Source organism: Halomonas garicola, from assembly GCF_055382465.1.
Window position 1 is genome coordinate 2,841,275 of sequence record NZ_AP043931.1, and the last position, 18,499, is coordinate 2,859,773.

An 18,499-nucleotide genomic window follows, 5' to 3' on the forward strand; every position below is an offset into this window, starting at 1 on the left:
CCCACTACGTCATTGCGAACGCAGTGAAGCAATCTCGGGGTTGGGCGGCCTCGGCACCGCACAAGATCGCCTCGTCGCTTACGCTCCTCGCGAAGACGATAGTGGGCAGTGAGCGCCATACCTGCCATGGAAAGCGGCCTCTTGTGTCGTGGCGAGCGAAGCACTACACCCACTACGTCATTGCGAACGCAGTGAAGCAATCTCGGGGTTGGGTGGCCTCGGTACCGCACAAGATCGCCTCGTCGCTTACGCTCCTCGCGAAGACGATAGTGGGCAGTGAGCGCCATACTTGCCATGGAAAGCGGCCTCTTGTGTCGTGGCGAGCGAAGCGCGGCTATCTCGGGCTTTGCCAGTGCGGCCACCGCACCCTCTACGTCATAGCGAGCGAAGCGCGGCTATCTCGGGGTTTACCAACAGCGCCCCCGCAACCATGCCCCGCAAGGGCGGGCGCCATTGTGAGGCACCGCCCGGCACGGTATCCTTGCCTGCTTCGATAGACTGGCTGCCAAAACGCCTTTGCTGCGCGTGGGCAGCCCCAAAAACGATCCCAGGAAGCATGGCTTAGCCACATGCAGCTCCCAGGGTCTGCACCGCTATTGGTTTCTGGGTAAGGGAATACGCCCAATGTAATCCCGGGCGGTAGCGTGCCTGGACGTTATAGATGAAAAGTAAGCAGTACCTAGCAGATATTTCTGCTGTATATTTATAATATATTCTCATGCCTTTTGTAAAAAGCTATTGAAAAGCATAACCCTAACTTAGAGGAATCGACATTGCTCCTTGCCGTGCTGCCTGCTGTCATTTTTATTATTTCAGCTTTTTTTATTGAGCTGCAATGGCGTCTTTTTTTAGCCATCCCTATATCGGTATTTCAGATATACATCCCAGGCTTGGGGGGAGATGGCTATATGCCGCCTTTGGCATTGCTAGGTGGCCTTGCCTTGTGGCCAGAATTTTTGCATGGCGTGCGCTCTCTTTACCGCTGGCCACCTGTTTTAATGCTGCTAGGTGTTTTAATGGCTTATGGTTTAAGCCTATTGTGGTCCACGGATCTACGCTTGGGAGTGCGTTCGATAGTCTATCTTTGGGTATTTTTGGCAATTTTTTCTGCTGTTGTGCTACAGTTGGAAAAGGATGAGCGTGTGGCATGGCAGCTATTGAGCTTAACTGTGCTTTTCGCGGCAATTGAAGCCGGAGTGGTGATCGCGTTTCGTATTAGTCCGGAACTGGAAGCGACTTTTCTGGACTCCAATTTTGCACAGCTTTTTATCAACCCAAATACTTTGGAAGCTCTATACACAACAGGAAGAAATAACGTTTTAGATCCCGAAAAATCCGGAGGTTTTTTTACCAATGGAAATGTGGCTGGCGCCTATTTGTGGATCATGGCAATGGCGAGTTCAATGCTTGCTGTCTGCAAAAGAAAACGCAGCATGTATGTGTTGTCTTCTTTCTTTATAGTGGCTGCCTATTTCTCGGGATCAAAGGCAGTAGTGCTGCTGTTTCCTGTATTAGCGACAATCGTCTTGATCACGATAGCCTGGCATTTGTCTTCCCGCCCCCCCTTCCTTATAAAAGGGTTTTTGATGGTCGGGATAGTTATAGTTCTCGGCTTGATAGGTCCTCAATTAATTACACACAATACCGCTGAGCAGACGGAGCAGACGGAGCAGGAAGACTTTTTACAACAGTCTGAATCAACGCTAGGCATCCGTTTGCTGGTTTGGCGCTACGGTGCTGAGGCTTTCCTCGAAAAACCATTTTTAGGACAAGGCTTCGGTGGCTGGCAGCAAGGATATTCAAGCTATGCAGAGTCAGTTGGTATAAAAGATAGCTTTCCGCCTCATAACACGCTTATTTATCTGTGGTCGCAGGGTGGTATTTTGGCGCTTCTTTTTGGCTTTGCCTTCATGTTATTTGTAACAATCTCAGGACTTCAGCAAATACTTAAAGGACAACCCCAAAGCTCTGGCATTGCAGTGATAATGCTTGGTGCTTTTGCGTGGACCTTTATCCATGGAATGGGCACAAACTTTGGCCTGGTTGGTGATATACATATGATACCGATATTGGCAACACTCCTTGCTTTTTCCTGCAGCATGAGCAATAAAAATTTAGTTAGGAAAATCGCATGAGAGAAGTGGCAATATTTCGTCATCAAATGTTCAAAGTATCTGAGCCATTTATTACTCAGCAGGCAGAACAGTTTCGTCAGTTTTCTCCGGTATACTTGGGAAGAAAGCGATTTGGTGAAGCGCCAGTTGGTTCCAAATCGCTTGCGTTGACAGACATGCCGGAGCAACGCCGGATCTCACGGCGCTTGTGGCAAGTCGTGACACGCGATCCACGCCCCTATCTTCGACTACTCGACCAGCGTCGCCCAGCACTCATTCATGCGCATTTTGGTGTGGAAGGCGTGTATGCGCTGCCGCTGGCACGAAGGTTAGATATCCCTTTAGTTACCACCTTCCACGGGTTTGACGCAACACTATCTACAAAGTCCCTGCTGGCTTCGCGGTCACCATCGTGGATGAACTATGCGGTTAGACGGCACCAACTGGCACGTCACGGCGATATTTTTCTCTGCGTCTCTGAATTCATTCGGCAGCGTGTACTTGAGCTTGGTTTTCCCGAGGATCAGACGCATGTGCATCATATCGGAATCGATACGCAATCGGTCCAACCACGCGACCCGGAAGGCGAAAAACCGATCGTATTGCATGTTGCACGCCTTGTTGAGAAAAAAGGGACAGAATATCTTATTCGGGCATTTGTTAAGATATCAGATGATTTCCCTGATGTGGAACTGGTTATTATCGGGGATGGGCCGTTACGTGAATCGCTGGAAAAACTTGTTGAATCCTTTGGGCTGAAAAGCCAAGTTCACTTTATGGGCGCGCGCCCACACGCGGAGGTGTTGTCTTCGATGCTCAAGGCGGCCCTACTAGCAATCCCAAGTGTTACTGCACTAAGCGGTGATACAGAAGGTTTGCCTATGGCAATACTGGAAGCAGCATCCTTGGGCATACCAGTCGTTGGAACTTGGCACAGCGGCATTCCCGAAGCCATTGTTGATGGCAAGACAGGTTTCCTTGTGGCTGAGCGGGATACTGAAGCACTAGCCGAGCGACTCCATGTCTTGCTGGCGGATCAAGGTCGGCGTAGGGCCATGGGGTTAGAGGCTCGAGCCTTTTGTGAATCTCGGTTTGATATTCGTCATCAAACTTCAAAACTTGAAGCTATTTATGATCGGGTGGTCGGGTGAAGCAAGAAATCGTTATTCTAGCACGCTCCCTGCCCCATCATGGGCTTGGTGGGATGGAGGTTGTGGCTTGGGATCTTGCCGTTGAGTTTGCACGCCTGGAATATCCTGTACGTGTCATCACGACATCACTACCTGATCGACGGGGGGAGTTTGAGCAGGATGGCGTTTACGTAGTCCCTTTGGCCAAGGCTTCATCGGGACGTTACTCGCGTGCCTGGTGGCGAGAATCACGCCATTATTTTTCTGCTCACTGCATGGATACTACACTGGCTGTCTTGAGCGTAAGCGCCGCGGCTTTCGGTATTTTGCCGCTTAAAAAGCATATGCCTGACGTGCCTTTTATTATGCAAGCTCATGGTACGTCATGGGGCGAGGTAATATCAAAATGGAGAAGCAAGCGTTTACGTAGCTTGCTGGGCTCGGCCAAAAATATCGCATGGCTGCCTAAAGATATGCATGCGTATCGTAAGTTCGATGCAGTGATAGCTGTTGGTGAGCGTGTTTTCAAAGATTTGAGAAGAGTGCCAGTAAATTGGGCATTACCTGAAAATCATGTTCACTTGATGAAAAATGGAATTGATACCGCAATCTTCCATCCTTCAATGGAGAATAGAGTCAAAGTACGTGAGTACTTAGGGATATCAGGCTCTACGTCGGTAATAATCTCTGCGAGCCGGCTGCATGCTCAGAAAGGAATAGTTCAAGGACTAAAATCCTTTGCAAAAATACTTGGAAAATTTCCTGATGCCGTTTATCTAATTGCTGGCGACGGTCCCGAACGGGAACGCCTAGAAACGCTAGCAAATGATCTGGATATTATACATAGTGTGCGTTTTTTAGGAGCGATCAAACGAAACGAGTTAGCGCAATTTTTACAAGCTTCCGATGTGTTTCTCTTCCTTACAGAACGCATTGAGGTTGGAGTGACTTTAAATGTTATGGAAGCATTGTCTACCGGGCTGCCATGTGTGGTTTCTGACCATTTGAGCTTACCGGTAAGCAGCTATATTTATAAAGTAAGGCCATCAGTATCAAGTGCTGTTGAGGAGGCTGTATTTTTTCAATTGAGCAGGAATGATTGGCGCTTTTCAGAAAGCAATTTGCCCAGCCAATATGCTCTTAGATATGTTGCTGAAAATTATTTGAAGGTGATGGCGATAAATCGTGAAGTGCCACCATCCACCCTTTGATCGTATTGTTCTTAGAGTCTGAATCCGCCAACTACTCCATTTCATGCGTAAATAATATTCAGGATGTCGAGTGCGAAAATCCGTAATTCAGCTTTTCGGTGGCAACCTTTTCTCCAAGTTTTTAGGGCTGGGGAGGGAGGTGTTGACAGCAGCCTTATTCGGCACTGGGCAGGCTATCGGTTCTTATCGCGTTGCTCAGGTCGGGACATTGGTGCCAGTCAATTTTTTCACAAGCGATAGCCTGAATTCAGCGTTTGTTCCTCAATATAAGTTGTTGAAGGCAGTATCCCAAGAAAGTGCACAAACTCTATTCTGGTCGCTGGCTATCCTATTTGGTTCTCTAAGTGCCTTACTAAGTGTGGGCCTTTGGCTATTGGCTGAGCCATGGGTAGGTTTACTAGCGCCGGGGTTGGATGCAGGTACGTCCGGCCTAGCTACGGATATGCTGCGAATAATGAGTTTCGGTGTGCCTTTCTATATAATTTCGGCGCTGTTAATTTTTCTTGGTATGGCCAATGACGATTTTGTGCCGATGGCAGCACGCCCTTCGATACAGAATATCGGACTGATCGCTGGCGCTATCCTGGCTTTCTCTCTCAAAAATGCTGTTTTCCTCGCTTGGGGGTTCACATCTTCCTATGTGGCATTTAGCGCCTGGGTGGTTGTGAGAGAGTGGAGGTCTGGGCTGTTATGCTGGCCGGAAAAATGGGTCTGGCCACGAGTCAAAGAAGTGCTTTCTTCTTTTTGGCGGACGCTTCTCCCATTATTGTTTCTTCCTGTTATGTTGCAAGGGAACATTGCCGTTGAGCGTTCAGTAGCATCTTTGCTAGGTTTGGCGGCTGTTTCAAGCATAGATTACGCTAAGTTCGTGAGTGAAACGCTCATTTTATTAGTTTCAGTTCCATTAGCATTTGTTGGTCTTGGGAGTTGGAGTGAGTTGTCTCATGACGAGATGAATGAGCAGTTAAGTAAGCTGTCTTTTCCTGTGTTGCTTATTTCAATACCTGTATCATCTTTTCTAATTGTTAATTCATATACCGTGGTTGAGGCTGCTTACTCACGTGGTGCATTTGATATGGCTTCGGTGAATGTGACGGCAAATATTTTGCTTGGGATCGCTATTGGATTATGGGCACAGGTGCTTGGCTATGTGTTGATCAAGGCACTGAATGCTCAGCGTCGCAATGGGGCAGTATTACGAATCATGGCCGTTGCATTGTTAGCGAATGCTGCATGCAATCTAGTTTTGTATCCTCACCTTGGTGCGATAACGCTTGGCCTTGGAAATGCCGCCTATGGGTTAGTTTTACTAGGTGGTACCTTGACGGCGTTAGGACTTTGGCGAGATGTGCTTGAGCGCGGTTGGATATTGGCAGTGGCTGCTATCGGTTATTTGCTACTCAATTACGTGTTGCCCCGGCCCGAATCTGTTTGGCGGGAATTAAGCATGGCTATCGCTGTCGCTATGATCTATTGGACGCTGTGGGTGGTTTTAGTCCCTCACATAAGGAAAGCCGTTGTTGATGTGGTTGCACCTAAATTGAGGAAAACCGCGTGAGTTCGAATAATATCGTTTTATTGTCCACCGCTGATTGGGATAACCCTTTCTGGACTAACAAGCAACATGTGGCAGTCGAGCTGGCAGGAATGGGGTATCGAGTGCTATATATTGATTCGCTTGGGCTACGCCGCCCCAGTGCTAGTGCCCGTGACTTTAAGCGTATCGTCAGACGATTGTTCAAGGCCGCACGTGCACCGCGAAAAGTTAAAGAGAATTTATGGGTCTGGTCACCCATTGTCTTGCCGTGGCATAAACACCCTGTTGTGCGACGGTTAAATCGGGCATTGCTATCAGCAGGGTTATGGGTTTGGTCGTTAGCCCTGAAGTTTAAACAGCCTTGGTTGTGGACGTACAATCCTCTAACGACAGAATTCTTTGACTTGGCTAAATTTTCTTATCGAGTGTATCACTGTGTCGATGAAATTAAGGCTCAACCGGGTATGCCAGTGGAATTGCTGGAGGCGGCCGAAAAAGAGCTCGTTCAACAATCTGATATTGTTTTTACGACTTCCCCCAAGTTGACGGAGACCAGAAAATACTGGAATGAAAACACACATTTTTTTCCTAATGTGGCGGATTACCATCATTTCAATGATGCCCTAGATTCTGACACCGTCATCCCTGCCGACTTGGAGGCGTTACCGCATCCACGCATAGGTTTTATAGGCGCACTTAGTGGCTATAAAGTTGATTTTAAATTGATTCGCCAGGTTGCAGAGGCGCATCCTGATTGGTCTGTTGTGCTTATTGGAGAAGTGGGAGAAGGAGATCCCTGGACTGACAGCACTCTACTTGATGATTTGGATAATCTGCATTTATTTGGTCCAAGGAAATATAGAAGTCTTCCTTCATACTTGAAGGGGGTTGATGTGGCGATTTTACCAAATCACATTAATGAATATACTGACGCTATGTTTCCAATGAAGTTCCCTGAGTACCTGGCGGCAGGTTGCCCCGTGGTAAGTGTAGACCTTAAATCACTTCGTGATTTTTCACATGTAGTAGAAACTGCAAAAACTCCTGAGGATTTCATTGCTGCCATCGAAAAGACGCTATCTGGCGATATCCCCCCCTTGGAAGAACGGCTGAATGTAGCGCGTGAGCATACTTATCAGATAAGGACACAGCATATGCTGGGGTTGATTGAGGGAGAGCCGTCATGATGAAAGTGGCTGTTGTCCATGACTGGCTGATTACCTACGCAGGCGCTGAGCGCGTTGTTGAACAAATCTTGGCCATCTACCCCTCTGCCGATATATTTTCGGTTGTCGACTTCCTGCCCGACGATCAGCGGAGCTTCATTCAAGGCAGAAAGGCTCATACCACCTTCATCCAGAAGCTGCCTTTTGCCCAGAAGAAGCATCGGGGTTATCTGCCCTTGATGCCGTTGGCCATCGAGCAGCTGGACGTGTCGGGCTATGACCTGGTGATCTCCAGCTCGCATGCAGTGGCCAAGGGGGTGATTACCGGGCCCAATCAGCTGCATATCTGTTATTGTCACTCGCCCATTCGCTATGCTTGGGACCTGCAGCATCAGTACCTTCGAGAGGCGGGGCTTACCAAGGGGCTCAAGAGCTGGCTGGCACGTTGGTCTCTGCACAAGATGCGGCTTTGGGACCTGCGCACCACCAACGGGGTAGATTATTTCGTTTCAAATAGCGATTACATCGGCCGGCGCATCAAAAAGGTCTATGGTCGAGAGGCTAAGACTATCTACCCTAACGTGGCGGTGGAAGACTTCGACGTCGTCGATACCAAGGAGAACTTCTTCGTCACGGCCTCACGCCTGGTGCCCTACAAGAAGGTGGACCTGATCGTCCGCGCCTTCGCCGGGATGCCCGACAAGCAACTAGTAGTGATCGGTGATGGGCCGCAAATGGAGAAGGTAAAGGCCGCGGCTACCCCCAATATCCAGGTGCTCGGCTATCAGCCCTTCGATGTGCTTAAGGACCATATGGCACGTGCCAGGGCGTTTGTGTTCGCTGCCGAAGAAGATTTCGGCATCATCCCCGTGGAGGCTCAGGCCTGCGGCACGCCGGTGATCGCGTACGGCAGGGGCGGGGCCCGTGAGACCGTAGTGGCAGGTGAGACGGGTGTATTCTTCGACGAGCAGAACGAAGCCTCGCTGCAGGCTGCGGTCGGTCGGTTCGAGAGTGATTTCACTTTCGAGCCTTGGCGAATACGTCAAAACGCCGAGCGCTTTTCGACGGCAGTGTTTCAGGAGCGCTTCAAGGCCTTCGTCGAGTCGGATTGCCAGGAATTTTTTGGTGCTTTGGAGTAACTCATGTCACAACCGCTTTGTCCGGTGATCATGGCCGGTGGTACGGGGTCACGCTTGTGGCCGCTTTCGCGTCAGCTCAATCCCAAGCAGTTTCTGCCACTGACCGGCAATCGGTCGATGTTGCAGGCTACCATGGAGCGCCTCGACGGCATCCCGCATGCCGACCCGATCCTGATTTGCAACGAGGAGCATCGCTTCCTTGCGGCTGAGCAATTGCGTCAACTGGGCAAGGCCCCGTCCATCTTGCTGGAACCGGTGGGGCGTAACACGGCGCCGGCCATTGCCCTGGCCGCGCTGCATGCCCTGGAGCGGGAAGAGGACCCAGTGCTGCTGGTGCTGGCGGCGGATCACCTGATCCAGCGGGTAGAAGCGTTTCACGAGGCAATCAATGCGGCGCTGCCCTTGGCGGAAGCGGGTCGGCTAGTGACCTTTGGCATCGTGCCGACCCAGGCTGAGACTGGGTACGGTTACATCCAGCGGGGTGCCAACCTGAGCGGGAAGGGCTTCGAGGTATCGCGCTTCGTCGAGAAGCCCGACCACGAAACGGCCGAAGACTACTTGGCCAGTAGGGAGTTTTTCTGGAACAGCGGCATGTTCCTGTTCCGGGCCAGTCGCTACCTGGAAGAACTACAGCGCCATACCCCGGAGATACTGACGGCTTGTCGGCAGGCATTGGAGGAAGGAAAGCGAGATCTAGATTTCCTGCGGGTAGGTAAGGACGCCTTTGCGGCCTGCCCTGAAGACTCCATCGACTATGCTGTGATGGAGAAAACCGAGAGTGCCGCCATGGTCAGCCTGGATGCCGGCTGGAGTGATATCGGCTCCTGGTCAGCACTCTGGGAGGTGAGCGACAAGGATGCCAACGACAACGTGCTGCGCGGTGATGTGCTCGCTGAGGCCACGTCCCATACCCTGGTACAGGCTGAACATCGCCTGGTGGCAACATTAGGGGTCGAGGACCTAGTGGTGGTCGAAACCAAGGATGCCGTGCTGGTGGCGCACAAGGGTAAGGTGCAGGACGTCAAGCAAGTTGTCGCCAGGCTGAAGAAGGCGGAGCGCAGTGAGTACCACAATCATCGTGAGGTCTATCGTCCCTGGGGAGTCTACGACTCGGTGGATCAGGGGCACCGTTATCAGGTTAAGCGTATCACCGTGAAGCCGGGCGCCAAGCTTTCCGTGCAGATGCATCATCACCGCGCCGAACATTGGATCGTTGTCAGCGGTACCGCCAAGGTGACTAATGGCGACAAGAGCTATCTGGTGACGGAAAACCAATCGACCTATATCCCTATCGGGAAAACGCACTCCTTGGAGAATCCCGGGGTAATTCCTCTGGAACTCATTGAGGTTCAATCGGGTTCTTATTTGGGCGAAGATGACATCGTGCGGTTCGAGGACTGGTATGGTCGACAATAGTCAGCGGTTCATCGGGTAAAGGGTTTTTCGATGTCAAGCATATCAACCAGGACGCGCCAGATCAGCGGCTTCCAAGGCTATACTCATATCCTGACGCGCAGTGCCGACCTGCTTATTGTCGTACTAGCCGCTATGTTGGCGCATATCATGCGCTTTGGCACCTTGGGAATGTCCGAGCGCTATGTGTGGGCAGTGACGATCGGTGTGGTATTGGCGTCGGTTATCCTGCCCAGCTTTCGTCTCTATCAGTCTTGGCGAGGTAGGCTGCGTGCCGAGCTGATGGTGCGCTTGGCTGTTGCTTACCTAGTCATCGGTGCGGGGCTTACTGTTGTCGCCTTCTTTAGTGGCAGAAGCCTCGACTTTTCACGGTTGTGGGTATTTGGCTGGATGCTCAATGGTGCTTTGCTGTCTATCCTGGTACGCGCCATCGCCTATCCGGTGCTGAATAATCTGCGCGCGCGCGGCAAGAACCGGCGTCGCGTTCTGTTAGTCGGTGATGCGCACTCCTGCGCTACTGCCTATACCCACCTGACGCGCGTACCGTCGGCCGGCTTCGACGTGAATCGCATTCTACTGGTCGGGGATGATGATCAAGATGAACTCCAAGGCCGAGACCCTCAGCAATACTTTCCTGGAATTCCCATCGAGCACGAAGAAGAAGAGGTCTGGATCTGCCTTCCCGTATCGGAAGGAAAGGCGGTTCGTGAGATTCAGAATAATCTGAGCCTCTCTACCAGTAATGTGCGCTACATGCCGGATATGCATGATTTTCGCCTGATCAACCATAGTGTCTCGAACGTGGCCGATCTCTACCTGCTGGACTTGAGCTGCAGTCCCATGACGGGATGGAGTCGCTTTCTCAAAGCCGGTGAGGATCGGCTGATCGCGGCTATCATCCTGCTGTTGATCAGCCCGATTCTGGCGGTGGTGTCCATAGGAGTTAAGTTGTCTTCTCGGGGCCCCGTTTTCTACCGGCAAGAACGCGTCGGCTGGAACGGTCGGTCCTTCGAGATGCTCAAGTTCCGCTCCATGCCGGTGGATGTCGAGAAGCATGGCGTGCAGTGGGGCGGTGCGCAGAAGAAAAACACCACCAGGTTCGGCGCCTTCATCCGTCGCACCAGTCTGGACGAACTGCCTCAGTTCATCAATGTGCTCAAGGGGGATATGTCGATTGTCGGTCCGCGGCCGGAACGCACGGTCTTCGTCGATCAATTCAAACATGAGATACCCGGTTACATGCAAAAACATATGGTCAAGGCTGGTATTACGGGCTGGGCACAAATCAATGGTTGGCGAGGTGATACCGATCTTGCCAAGCGTATCGAGTGTGACCTGTGGTATATCGACAACTGGTCCCTGTGGCTGGACTTGCGTATCATCTTCTTGACGGTCTTCAAAGGCTTTAATAATAAAAATGCTTATTAGTGCAGAATCTTCAATGATAAAACTGCCTATAGCGGCCCTCCTTTGCTAACCACTGGGAAACTTCTTGATCTATTCATCAAAGGCCCGAATACTGCATTTCTAACACGCTAAAACAGCATCACACTGACACTATCTTCAACGACTCCCAAAAAAGAGACCATGACCAAAACAATCATCACCTACGGCACCTTCGACATGTTCCACGTGGGGCATCTTCAACTATTGCGCCGCCTGAGCGAGATGGCCGACCGCGTCGTCGTCGCCGTTTCCACGGACGAGTTTAACCTCAATAAAGGGAAGAAAACGCTAATTCCCTACGAGCAGCGCGCCCAGATCGTCGGAGTCTGTCAACATAGTTGCCATATAAAATGACTTCGGCTCTTTAAAATCCTGCGGCCTGTGGTACTGGGTCCCGTTCGGGATTCAGGTGCACTAAGTGCCTAGGCAAATATTTTCATGCATAATGTCGGTATAATATCAGCTTAGGACGGCAGCATGGTAAGGCGCTTCATCTCTCCTCTGACAGAAACCGACCGACAGGCGTTGACCCATGTCCATCAGTACGGGCAGAAACGCGCCTCGCGCCGTCGCGCTCATGCGATCCTCTTGAGCGACCAAGGCTACACCATCGCCCAGATCGGCGACATTTTAGTGGTCGGAAGAAATACCTTGACGATCTGGTTCAAGAAGTGGGAAGCCTCCGGTCTCGAAGAGCTCGTTGATAAGCCCCGTAGTGGCCGCACCCCAATTCTTGATGACAGCGATCGAGAGCGGCTACAGACCTTGGTGGAGGAGCATCCTCATCAGCTACGCACCCTGCAGGCTAGGCTTCAGGAGGAAACAGGAAAAACCTTCAGCACGGACACCTTGCGCCGGGCATTGAAAAAAAAATCAAAATAGCTTCAAGCGCATTCGGCACTCACTAAAGGGCCGACGCGATGAGACGGATTTTCGCAATACCCAGGGCCTTCTGAAAGTGCTCCAAGAGCAAGAGGATCGAGGCGAACACGAGCTTTACTACTTCGATGAATCCGGCTTTTCCCAGTCGTCATCGATACCTTATGCATGGAGCTCCGTCGGCAAGCCATGGGAAGTGACGGCGTACTCACATAGCCATAGGCTGAACGTGCTGGGCTTTGTGAGCCGAAAAGGGAAGCTGGTCTACCATACGACCACCAAGTCGGTCACCACGGAGACCGTCATCGAGGCGTTTGATCAATTTGTGGCTCAGAAAGACCCCGAGGCCTTCGCCATCGTCGTGCTGGACAATGCCAGTATGCATCGCTCCAAAGCGTTTAAGCGCAAGATTCTGGAATGGATGTCGCATCGCGTGCATCTGGTTTACCTATCCGCTTACTCGCCAGAGCTGAACTTAATCGAGATCCTTTGGCGGCAGGTCAAATACCACTGGCTGCCCCTCGATGCCTATCTATCATTTGATCGGCTCTGCGATGAAGTCCATCGACTGCTCAAAGGTTACGGGACGGAACACACGATTAATTATGCGTAAGCACTTACATCCGGCAGGCTGAGTTTCCGGATCTCACCTGACCACCGCTCCGGGTGGCGCTGCTTCGCGGCTTCAAAAACCTCTCGGCGCTGCGTCAGAATGCCTTTGGCCTCGCCGTTGTGACGCTGGCTCGGCGTGACGTAGCGCAGGGCGCTGTGCCGGTGCTCATGGTTGTACCACTCGGTGAATTGCTGGACCCAGTCTTGTGCCTCGGCCAGCGTGGCGAAGCCGTCGGCGGGGAATCCCGGCCGGTACTTCAGTGTCTTGAAGGCCGACTCGGCGAAGGCGTTGATGCTCCTATATCTGTCAAGTCGCGTATTCAGCTACTTTGGGGCCATACCGTAGGAGACGATAAACCTCACGAATGATGTAACGCTTGAGGCACCTGACAATGTCACGTTTCGTCTTGCCTTCTGCGGTCCTTCGCGCAACGTACACCTTAGTTGGCTCGTGGCCTCGCATTCGCACAATCGCCGCGCGATAGATGGCAGCATTGAGCTGTCTGTGTCCACCCCTGTTGATTCTATATCGGCCTGATGTCATGCCTGATGAGGCGGGAATAGGGCTAATGCCGGCCAGCTTTGCCAATGCCGCCTCGGATTTGATCCTTTCAGGATTATCTCCCACAACAATCAGTATTTCTGCTGCCGTGTGAGTGCTGATGCCATACGACTCGACCAGCTGCGGTACGGCTTCTTGGACAAGGTCATAGATCATTTTATTCAATGCACCGGCTTCCTCATCCAGAGAAATCCAGCGCCGAGACAGGGAACGAAGCGTATGTTTAATGCTATCTGTCGTATTCTCCAACAAGCTGGGACGTAGCCTGGAAAATTTGTGTGCAAGCGCCAATGGCGTTTTCGCTTCAGCGCTAGCCCGGACATCGTCTGGTGCATGAACCAGCATGGCCTTCAGGGTCACCATGGCCGCTGTACGGGCTTTGACGGCCGTATCATAAGCCACCTTCAGCTGCCGAACCATTTCAGCAGTGCCATCGGTCACCTTGGGTATAGCGGTTGCCGTTCTGGACAGAACAGCACGGGCGGCATTCTCGGCGTCTAGGGTATCGGATTTTCCATTCAGCCGCCTGAGACGGCGATTGGGGCGACTCACCTCGATGACTAACGTGTCATGCCGGCGAATCCCTATCTGCCAGCGTAGTTGTCACCCAAACGGATTGAGAGGTGATCAACATGCGTTACCCAGCAGAGCGTAAGGAAGCCATCCTCAAGAAGATGGCACCGCCCATGAGCATGACCATCCCGGAATTAGCCGAGCAGGAAGGCATCACCGCGACAACCCTCTACAATTGGCGGAAACAGGCCAGAGCACGAGGACAGGTTTTGCCATCACGTTCCACCCAACCCGATCAGTGGACCAGCCAGGAGAAGTTCCAGATCGTCCTGGAGACAGCTCCGATGAACGAGGCGGAAGTCAGCGCCTACTGCCGCGAGCGCGGGCTCTACCCCGAGCAGGTGGAGGCCTGGCGGGATGCCTGCATGAACGCCAACGATGATGCGGCAGCGCAGGCCAAGCAGCTTCGACAGGCGCGTAAGGCGGAGCAGAAGCGACTCCGTAAGCTGGAGCGCGAGCTGCACCGCAAGGACAAGGCCCTGGCCGAGACGGCGGCGCTATTGGCCCTGTCAAAAAAAGCCGAGGCGATCTGGGGCACGACCAACGACGAGGACGACTGACCAGCCTCCCGGATCGCCAGCGTATCGTGACTCTGGTGCAAGACGCCCAGCGTGACGGTGCTCGGCTGGCCAAGGCCTGTCAGGTGATGGGCATCAATGTGCGAACCTATTACCGCTGGGTTGCGGAAGGCGAAGTGACGGCGGATCGCCGCCCCGACGCCGACCGCCCGGAGCCGGCCAACAAGCTGTCGCCCGAGGAACGAGAGGCTGTTGTGGCGCTGTGCAACGCCCCGGAGTATCGGAGCCGCCCTCCCGCCTTCATCGTGGCCGATCAGGCGGACAAGGGCCGCTACCTGGCCTCTGAGTCGACGATGTACCGAGTGCTTCATGAATATGACCAGCAACACCATCGGGGCCGACAGCAGGCCCCACAGCGCAAGCGACCGCCGACCACGCACCAGGCCACGGCGCCAAACCGGCTTTGGTGCTGGGATATCAGCTGGTTACCGGGCCCTGCACGCGGTACTTGGTGGTACCTGTACCTGATCATGGACATCTTCAGCCGCAAGATCGTCGGGCACGAGGTCTACGAAACGGAAACCGGCGAACTGGCCGCCGAACTGATCCAGAAAGCCTGCTGGCGAGAGCATCTGACAGACCCTCATAAACCCTTGATTTTGCATTCCGATAACGGCAGTCCGATGAAGGCGGCGACCTTCCTGGAGAAGCTCTACGATCTGGGCATCACCCCGTCGTACAGCCGGCCAAGGGTTAGCAACGACTGTCAGTCTTTATACGTCGGATTCATAATCGATCCGGAAGACCTGGTCTTGGTGGCTTGACTCTTGCAATGATTGGCCGTTGCATGCCTTGGCGTTGATCTGTCAGCTCCGGACCGGGCACCTGATCCAGTATGGCGAAGCTGTGACTTAATAGGAGCCTGAAGGCATATACTCTCATGACAGTCCTGTCCACTTGGCCGATTCTGGAGACCATAACTCGACATACTCAGAGGCTGACATGACGGCTTTACAGTTACCTGATATCGCACCTTCCGGCCATATCGTCGTTGGGGTGGATACGCATAAGCATATCCATGTTGCTGCCGTTGTAGATACAACCGCTGGCCTACGATCAACGCTTTCAGTTACGGCGGACCGTGACGGCTTTGAAAAGCTGCTGGCCTGGGCACGCTCTTTTGGTCGAATCCTGGCCTTTGGTGTGGAAGGCACCGGTTCCTACGGCGCCGCTCTGACTTCCTTCATTCGCCGGCATGACACGTTGGTCATCGAGGTGAGTCGCCCCAATCGCCGTCTCAGGCGGCTGAATGGAAAATCCGATACCCTAGACGCCGAGAATGCCGCCCGTGCTGTTCTGTCCAGAACGGCAACCGCTATACCCAAGGTGACCGATGGCACTGCTGAAATGGTTCGGCAGCTGAAGGTGGCTTATGATACGGCCGTCAAAGCCCGTACAGCGGCCATGGTGACCCTGAAGGCCATGCTGGTTCATGCACCAGACGATGTCCGGGCTAGCGCTGAAGCGAAAACGCCATTGGCGCTTGCACACAAATTTTCCAGGCTACGTCCCAGCTTGTTGGAGAATACGACAGATAGCATTAAACATACGCTTCGTTCCCTGTCTCGGCGCTGGATTTCTCTGGATGAGGAAGCCGGTGCATTGAATAAAATGATCTATGACCTTGTCCAAGAAGCCGTACCGCAGCTGGTCGAGTCGTATGGCATCAGCACTCACACGGCAGCAGAAATACTGATTGTTGTGGGAGATAATCCTGAAAGGATCAAATCCGAGGCGGCATTGGCAAAGCTGGCCGGCATTAGCCCTATTCCCGCCTCATCAGGCATGACATCAGGCCGATATAGAATCAACAGGGGTGGACACAGACAGCTCAATGCTGCCATCTATCGCGCGGCGATTGTGCGAATGCGAGGCCACGAGCCAACTAAGGTGTACGTTGCGCGAAGGACCGCAGAAGGCAAGATGAAGTGGTCTAATTGGAGCGGACACCCCGATAAGCCTCATAATGGAGGCAATGGAGGTGTTCATGACCAAGAAGACTCGACGTCGGTTTTCCGATGAATTCAAGGCGGATGCGGTGAGCCTGGTGATTGACCAGGGGTATTCCGTATCCGAGGCTGCCCGGCGGCTGGGCGTGGAGCGTAGCGTGCTGGATCGCTGGTGCCGCAAGCACCGACAGCGGGTCTCCGGCACCCCAGAATGGCAGCAGAATGATCGTGACGCCGAGATCAAACAGCTTCGCGAAGAGGTTCGTAAGCTTCAGATTGAAAAGGATATTTTAAAAAAGGCGGCGGCCTTCTTCGCCAAAGAGTCGAGCTGAGATATCAGTTCATCGAGTCGGAGAAGGCCACCTATCCCGTAGCCGTGCTGTGCCGAGTCATGCGGGTCAGCCGGAGTGGCTTCTATGCCTGGCGACAGCGTGGCCCTGATGACCATCGTCAGGCCCTGCTCCGCGAGGTCAGAGAGATCCATCGCCGGAAGCGCGGCAGCTACGGCAGCCGCCGCATGGCCATAGAGCTGCGACGCCGCGGCCACGACGTCGGCCGGTACCAGGCCCGTAGCCTGATGCGAGAAGCCGACGTAGCGGCACGGCAGCGGCGCCGCTGGCGTCATACAACCGACAGTGAGCACAGCCTCCCGGTGGCGCCCAATCTGCTGAACCGCCAGTTCATGGTGGCGGAGCCGAACCAGACCTGGGTGGCCGACATCACCGCGATCTGGACGCTGGAAGGATGGCTTTATTTAGCGGCGGTGCTCGACCTCCACGACCGGCAGCTCGTGGGCTGGGCGATGGCTGACCACATGCGCACGTCGCTGGTGCTGGACGCCCTGGAGATGGCCGTAGGGCGCCGGCAGCCTGATAGCGGGTTGATCCATCACAGCGACCGCGGCAGTCAGTATGCGTCTCGTGACTACCGCTCCACGCTGGATCGGCACGGGTTCCAGGCCTCGATGAGCCGGAAGGGAAACTGCTGGGACAATGCCGTCATGGAGCGCTTCTTCGGTTCACTGAAAAGCGAGTGGCTGGCAGGCCAGCGGTATGTGAGCCGACAGGCAGCGCGGCGTGACGTGATCGAGTACATCGAGATGGAGTACAACAGCTGCCGACTCCACTCGACCCTGGGCTACCAGACGCCGAGGGAGGTTGAATTGGCAGCTGTGGCTTGAAAATGTGTCCGCTCTGACTTGACCAGAACACCCTGCTGCGGCATATGCATTTCAGCCAGCCTGCCGCCTGGGGCGTACCTTCGCAGACCGGGTTTATGGCAAGCGTTGGCCTGGTGATGGTACTGGCGATGCTGCTGGCCAGCCTGCAGCGGCTGGGCACCGGCTGGCGCCCTTCCGCGCAGCTGCTGCTGACCTCGCTGGTCACGGTGCTTACCATGATGGTGCTGATGGGCACGGGCTATACCACGGCCTGGCTGGCAGCGGCCGCGGGTGGCGGGGTTTATGTCGTCGCTACCACGGTGCTGGGGCGCCATCAGGGCTATCGGCTGGGTCGGCTGGGCGTGATCGCGCTACTTGCGGTACTGCTGCTGGGGACGGTCAGCCACGACTGGCTGCTGCCGACCGCCTCGCCGCTGACTCAGCGCCTGGTCGAGCCCTTGCAGGCCATTGGCCTGATCCTCAACGGCGCGTTCGACCAGGCCCGGGCGCTGAATCCCGGTATTGTCGAACGCGTGGCGCTGTGGGGCGAGGCCTGGGAGGTGTTCCAGGCGCATTGGCTGCTGGGCACCGGCCACCTTGCGCCGCTGACGGGGGAGGGTACCCTGGCGGGCTATCGCGACTACGTCTCGCTGCTGGCAAGCGTGGCCACCGGCCTGGGGCTGGTGGGGCTGCTCGGCTTTGCCGCCGTCGTGTTGCTGCCCCTGAAAGCGCTGGCCTGGGCCTGCTTGAGCCGCCACTGGCACGCCATGTGGGGCCTTGGCCTTCTCAGCTGCGGCGTCACGGTGCTGGTGCTTTGCCTGCTTTCCATGCCGCTCTACCATGCCGGCGCTACCGGCTTTATTGTGCTGCTGATCGCCGCGGCGCAGATTGCCGCCTTCCAGCGCGACTGGGCGCGCCGGCAGCGCTCGTCGGGCCATACCGCGTTGCCTTATTGTCCATGAGCTTTGGAGTCTTCTGATTCCGGGGGCTGGACCCGCGGAGAACTCGCGCTACCATGGCGCTACACCCTT

17 protein-coding genes are annotated in these 18,499 nt (G+C 54.0%); 15 read left to right on the forward strand and 2 right to left on the reverse strand.

From position 1 onward, the window contains the following. Positions 1-773 precede the first annotated feature (773 nt). The 10 genes from ACZ46Y_RS13585 (at position 774) to ACZ46Y_RS13630 (ending at position 12,648) form a co-directional block, all read left to right on the forward strand. A complete protein-coding gene (locus tag ACZ46Y_RS13585; protein WP_311956494.1) occupies positions 774-2,135 on the forward strand; it encodes an O-antigen ligase family protein in 1,362 nt (453 codons plus the stop codon). Continuing rightward, positions 2,132-3,265 (forward strand): glycosyltransferase, encoded by a 1,134-nt coding sequence (locus ACZ46Y_RS13590; RefSeq protein ID WP_311956495.1) that lies wholly within the window; start codon positions 2,132-2,134, stop codon positions 3,263-3,265. Before ACZ46Y_RS13585 ends, ACZ46Y_RS13590 begins: the two co-directional genes overlap by 4 nt. Then, positions 3,262-4,455 carry a glycosyltransferase family 4 protein gene (locus ACZ46Y_RS13595; protein ID WP_311956496.1) on the forward strand — a complete coding sequence of 398 codons (1,194 nt, stop codon included), beginning with the start codon at positions 3,262-3,264 and terminating at the stop codon, positions 4,453-4,455. The genes ACZ46Y_RS13590 and ACZ46Y_RS13595 overlap by 4 nt, the downstream gene beginning before the upstream one ends. 70 nt (positions 4,456-4,525) lie before the next feature. Then, complete coding sequence (gene murJ, locus ACZ46Y_RS13600; RefSeq protein ID WP_311956497.1) at positions 4,526-6,013, forward strand: murein biosynthesis integral membrane protein MurJ; 1,488 nt, start codon at positions 4,526-4,528, stop codon at positions 6,011-6,013. Next, positions 6,010-7,179 (forward strand): glycosyltransferase, encoded by a 1,170-nt coding sequence (locus tag ACZ46Y_RS13605; RefSeq protein ID WP_311956498.1) that lies wholly within the window; start codon positions 6,010-6,012, stop codon positions 7,177-7,179. Before murJ ends, ACZ46Y_RS13605 begins: the two co-directional genes overlap by 4 nt. Next, positions 7,176-8,297: a glycosyltransferase family 4 protein gene (locus ACZ46Y_RS13610; RefSeq protein WP_311956499.1), complete on the forward strand. Its 1,122-nt coding sequence runs from the start codon at positions 7,176-7,178 to the stop codon at positions 8,295-8,297. Before ACZ46Y_RS13605 ends, ACZ46Y_RS13610 begins: the two co-directional genes overlap by 4 nt. A gap of 3 nt (positions 8,298-8,300) precedes the next feature. Beyond that, the gene (locus tag ACZ46Y_RS13615) at positions 8,301-9,713 is read left to right on the forward strand and encodes a mannose-1-phosphate guanylyltransferase/mannose-6-phosphate isomerase (protein WP_311956500.1); all 1,413 of its coding nucleotides are present in this window, start codon (positions 8,301-8,303) and stop codon (positions 9,711-9,713) included. 30 nt (positions 9,714-9,743) lie between these two features. Then, complete coding sequence (locus tag ACZ46Y_RS13620; RefSeq protein WP_311956501.1) at positions 9,744-11,138, forward strand: undecaprenyl-phosphate glucose phosphotransferase; 1,395 nt, start codon at positions 9,744-9,746, stop codon at positions 11,136-11,138. Positions 11,139-11,297: 159 nt separating this feature from the next. After that, a complete protein-coding gene (locus ACZ46Y_RS13625) occupies positions 11,298-11,510 on the forward strand; it encodes an adenylyltransferase/cytidyltransferase family protein (RefSeq protein WP_311956502.1) in 213 nt (70 codons plus the stop codon). Positions 11,511-11,633: 123 nt separating this feature from the next. After that, positions 11,634-12,648 (forward strand): IS630 family transposase gene (locus tag ACZ46Y_RS13630; protein WP_464380050.1). Its coding sequence is split into 2 segments (ribosomal slippage): positions 11,634-12,020 and positions 12,022-12,648, totalling 1,014 coding nucleotides; the frame shifts between segments, so codons are not numbered across the junction. Here ACZ46Y_RS13630 and ACZ46Y_RS13635 read toward each other — a convergent pair. Both ACZ46Y_RS13635 and ACZ46Y_RS13640 read right to left on the reverse strand, forming a co-directional pair. Further along, a complete protein-coding gene (locus ACZ46Y_RS13635) occupies positions 12,639-12,971 on the reverse strand; it encodes an integrase core domain-containing protein (protein WP_464380095.1) in 333 nt (110 codons plus the stop codon). The two genes, ACZ46Y_RS13630 and ACZ46Y_RS13635, sit on opposite strands and share 10 nt — an antisense overlap. Next, on the reverse strand, positions 12,955-13,761 hold the full coding sequence (locus tag ACZ46Y_RS13640) for a transposase (RefSeq protein ID WP_464380051.1): 807 nt from the start codon (positions 13,759-13,761) through the stop codon (positions 12,955-12,957). Before ACZ46Y_RS13640 ends, ACZ46Y_RS13635 begins: the two co-directional genes overlap by 17 nt. Positions 13,762-13,841: 80 nt before the next feature. Between ACZ46Y_RS13640 and ACZ46Y_RS13645 the strand changes: the two genes are divergently transcribed. The 5 genes from ACZ46Y_RS13645 (at position 13,842) to ACZ46Y_RS13665 (ending at position 18,430) form a co-directional block, all read left to right on the forward strand. Beyond that, a complete protein-coding gene (locus ACZ46Y_RS13645) occupies positions 13,842-14,342 on the forward strand; it encodes a transposase (RefSeq protein ID WP_040242112.1) in 501 nt (166 codons plus the stop codon). Between the two features lie 26 nt (positions 14,343-14,368). After that, entirely contained in the window at positions 14,369-15,124 is a 756-nt protein-coding gene (locus tag ACZ46Y_RS13650) for a DDE-type integrase/transposase/recombinase (protein WP_464380052.1), read from the forward strand. Positions 15,125-15,302: 178 nt separating this feature from the next. Beyond that, the gene (locus ACZ46Y_RS13655) at positions 15,303-16,382 is read left to right on the forward strand and encodes an IS110 family RNA-guided transposase (RefSeq protein WP_464380053.1); all 1,080 of its coding nucleotides are present in this window, start codon (positions 15,303-15,305) and stop codon (positions 16,380-16,382) included. Next, a protein-coding gene (locus ACZ46Y_RS13660; protein WP_311957736.1) for an IS3 family transposase occupies positions 16,348-17,489 on the forward strand; the annotation gives its coding sequence in 2 pieces (ribosomal slippage) (positions 16,348-16,609 and positions 16,609-17,489; 1,143 coding nt in all). Before ACZ46Y_RS13655 ends, ACZ46Y_RS13660 begins: the two co-directional genes overlap by 35 nt. A 95-nt stretch (positions 17,490-17,584) precedes the next feature. Beyond that, a complete protein-coding gene (locus ACZ46Y_RS13665) occupies positions 17,585-18,430 on the forward strand; it encodes an O-antigen ligase family protein (protein WP_311957734.1) in 846 nt (281 codons plus the stop codon). The last annotated feature ends 69 nt before the right edge of the window (positions 18,431-18,499 follow it).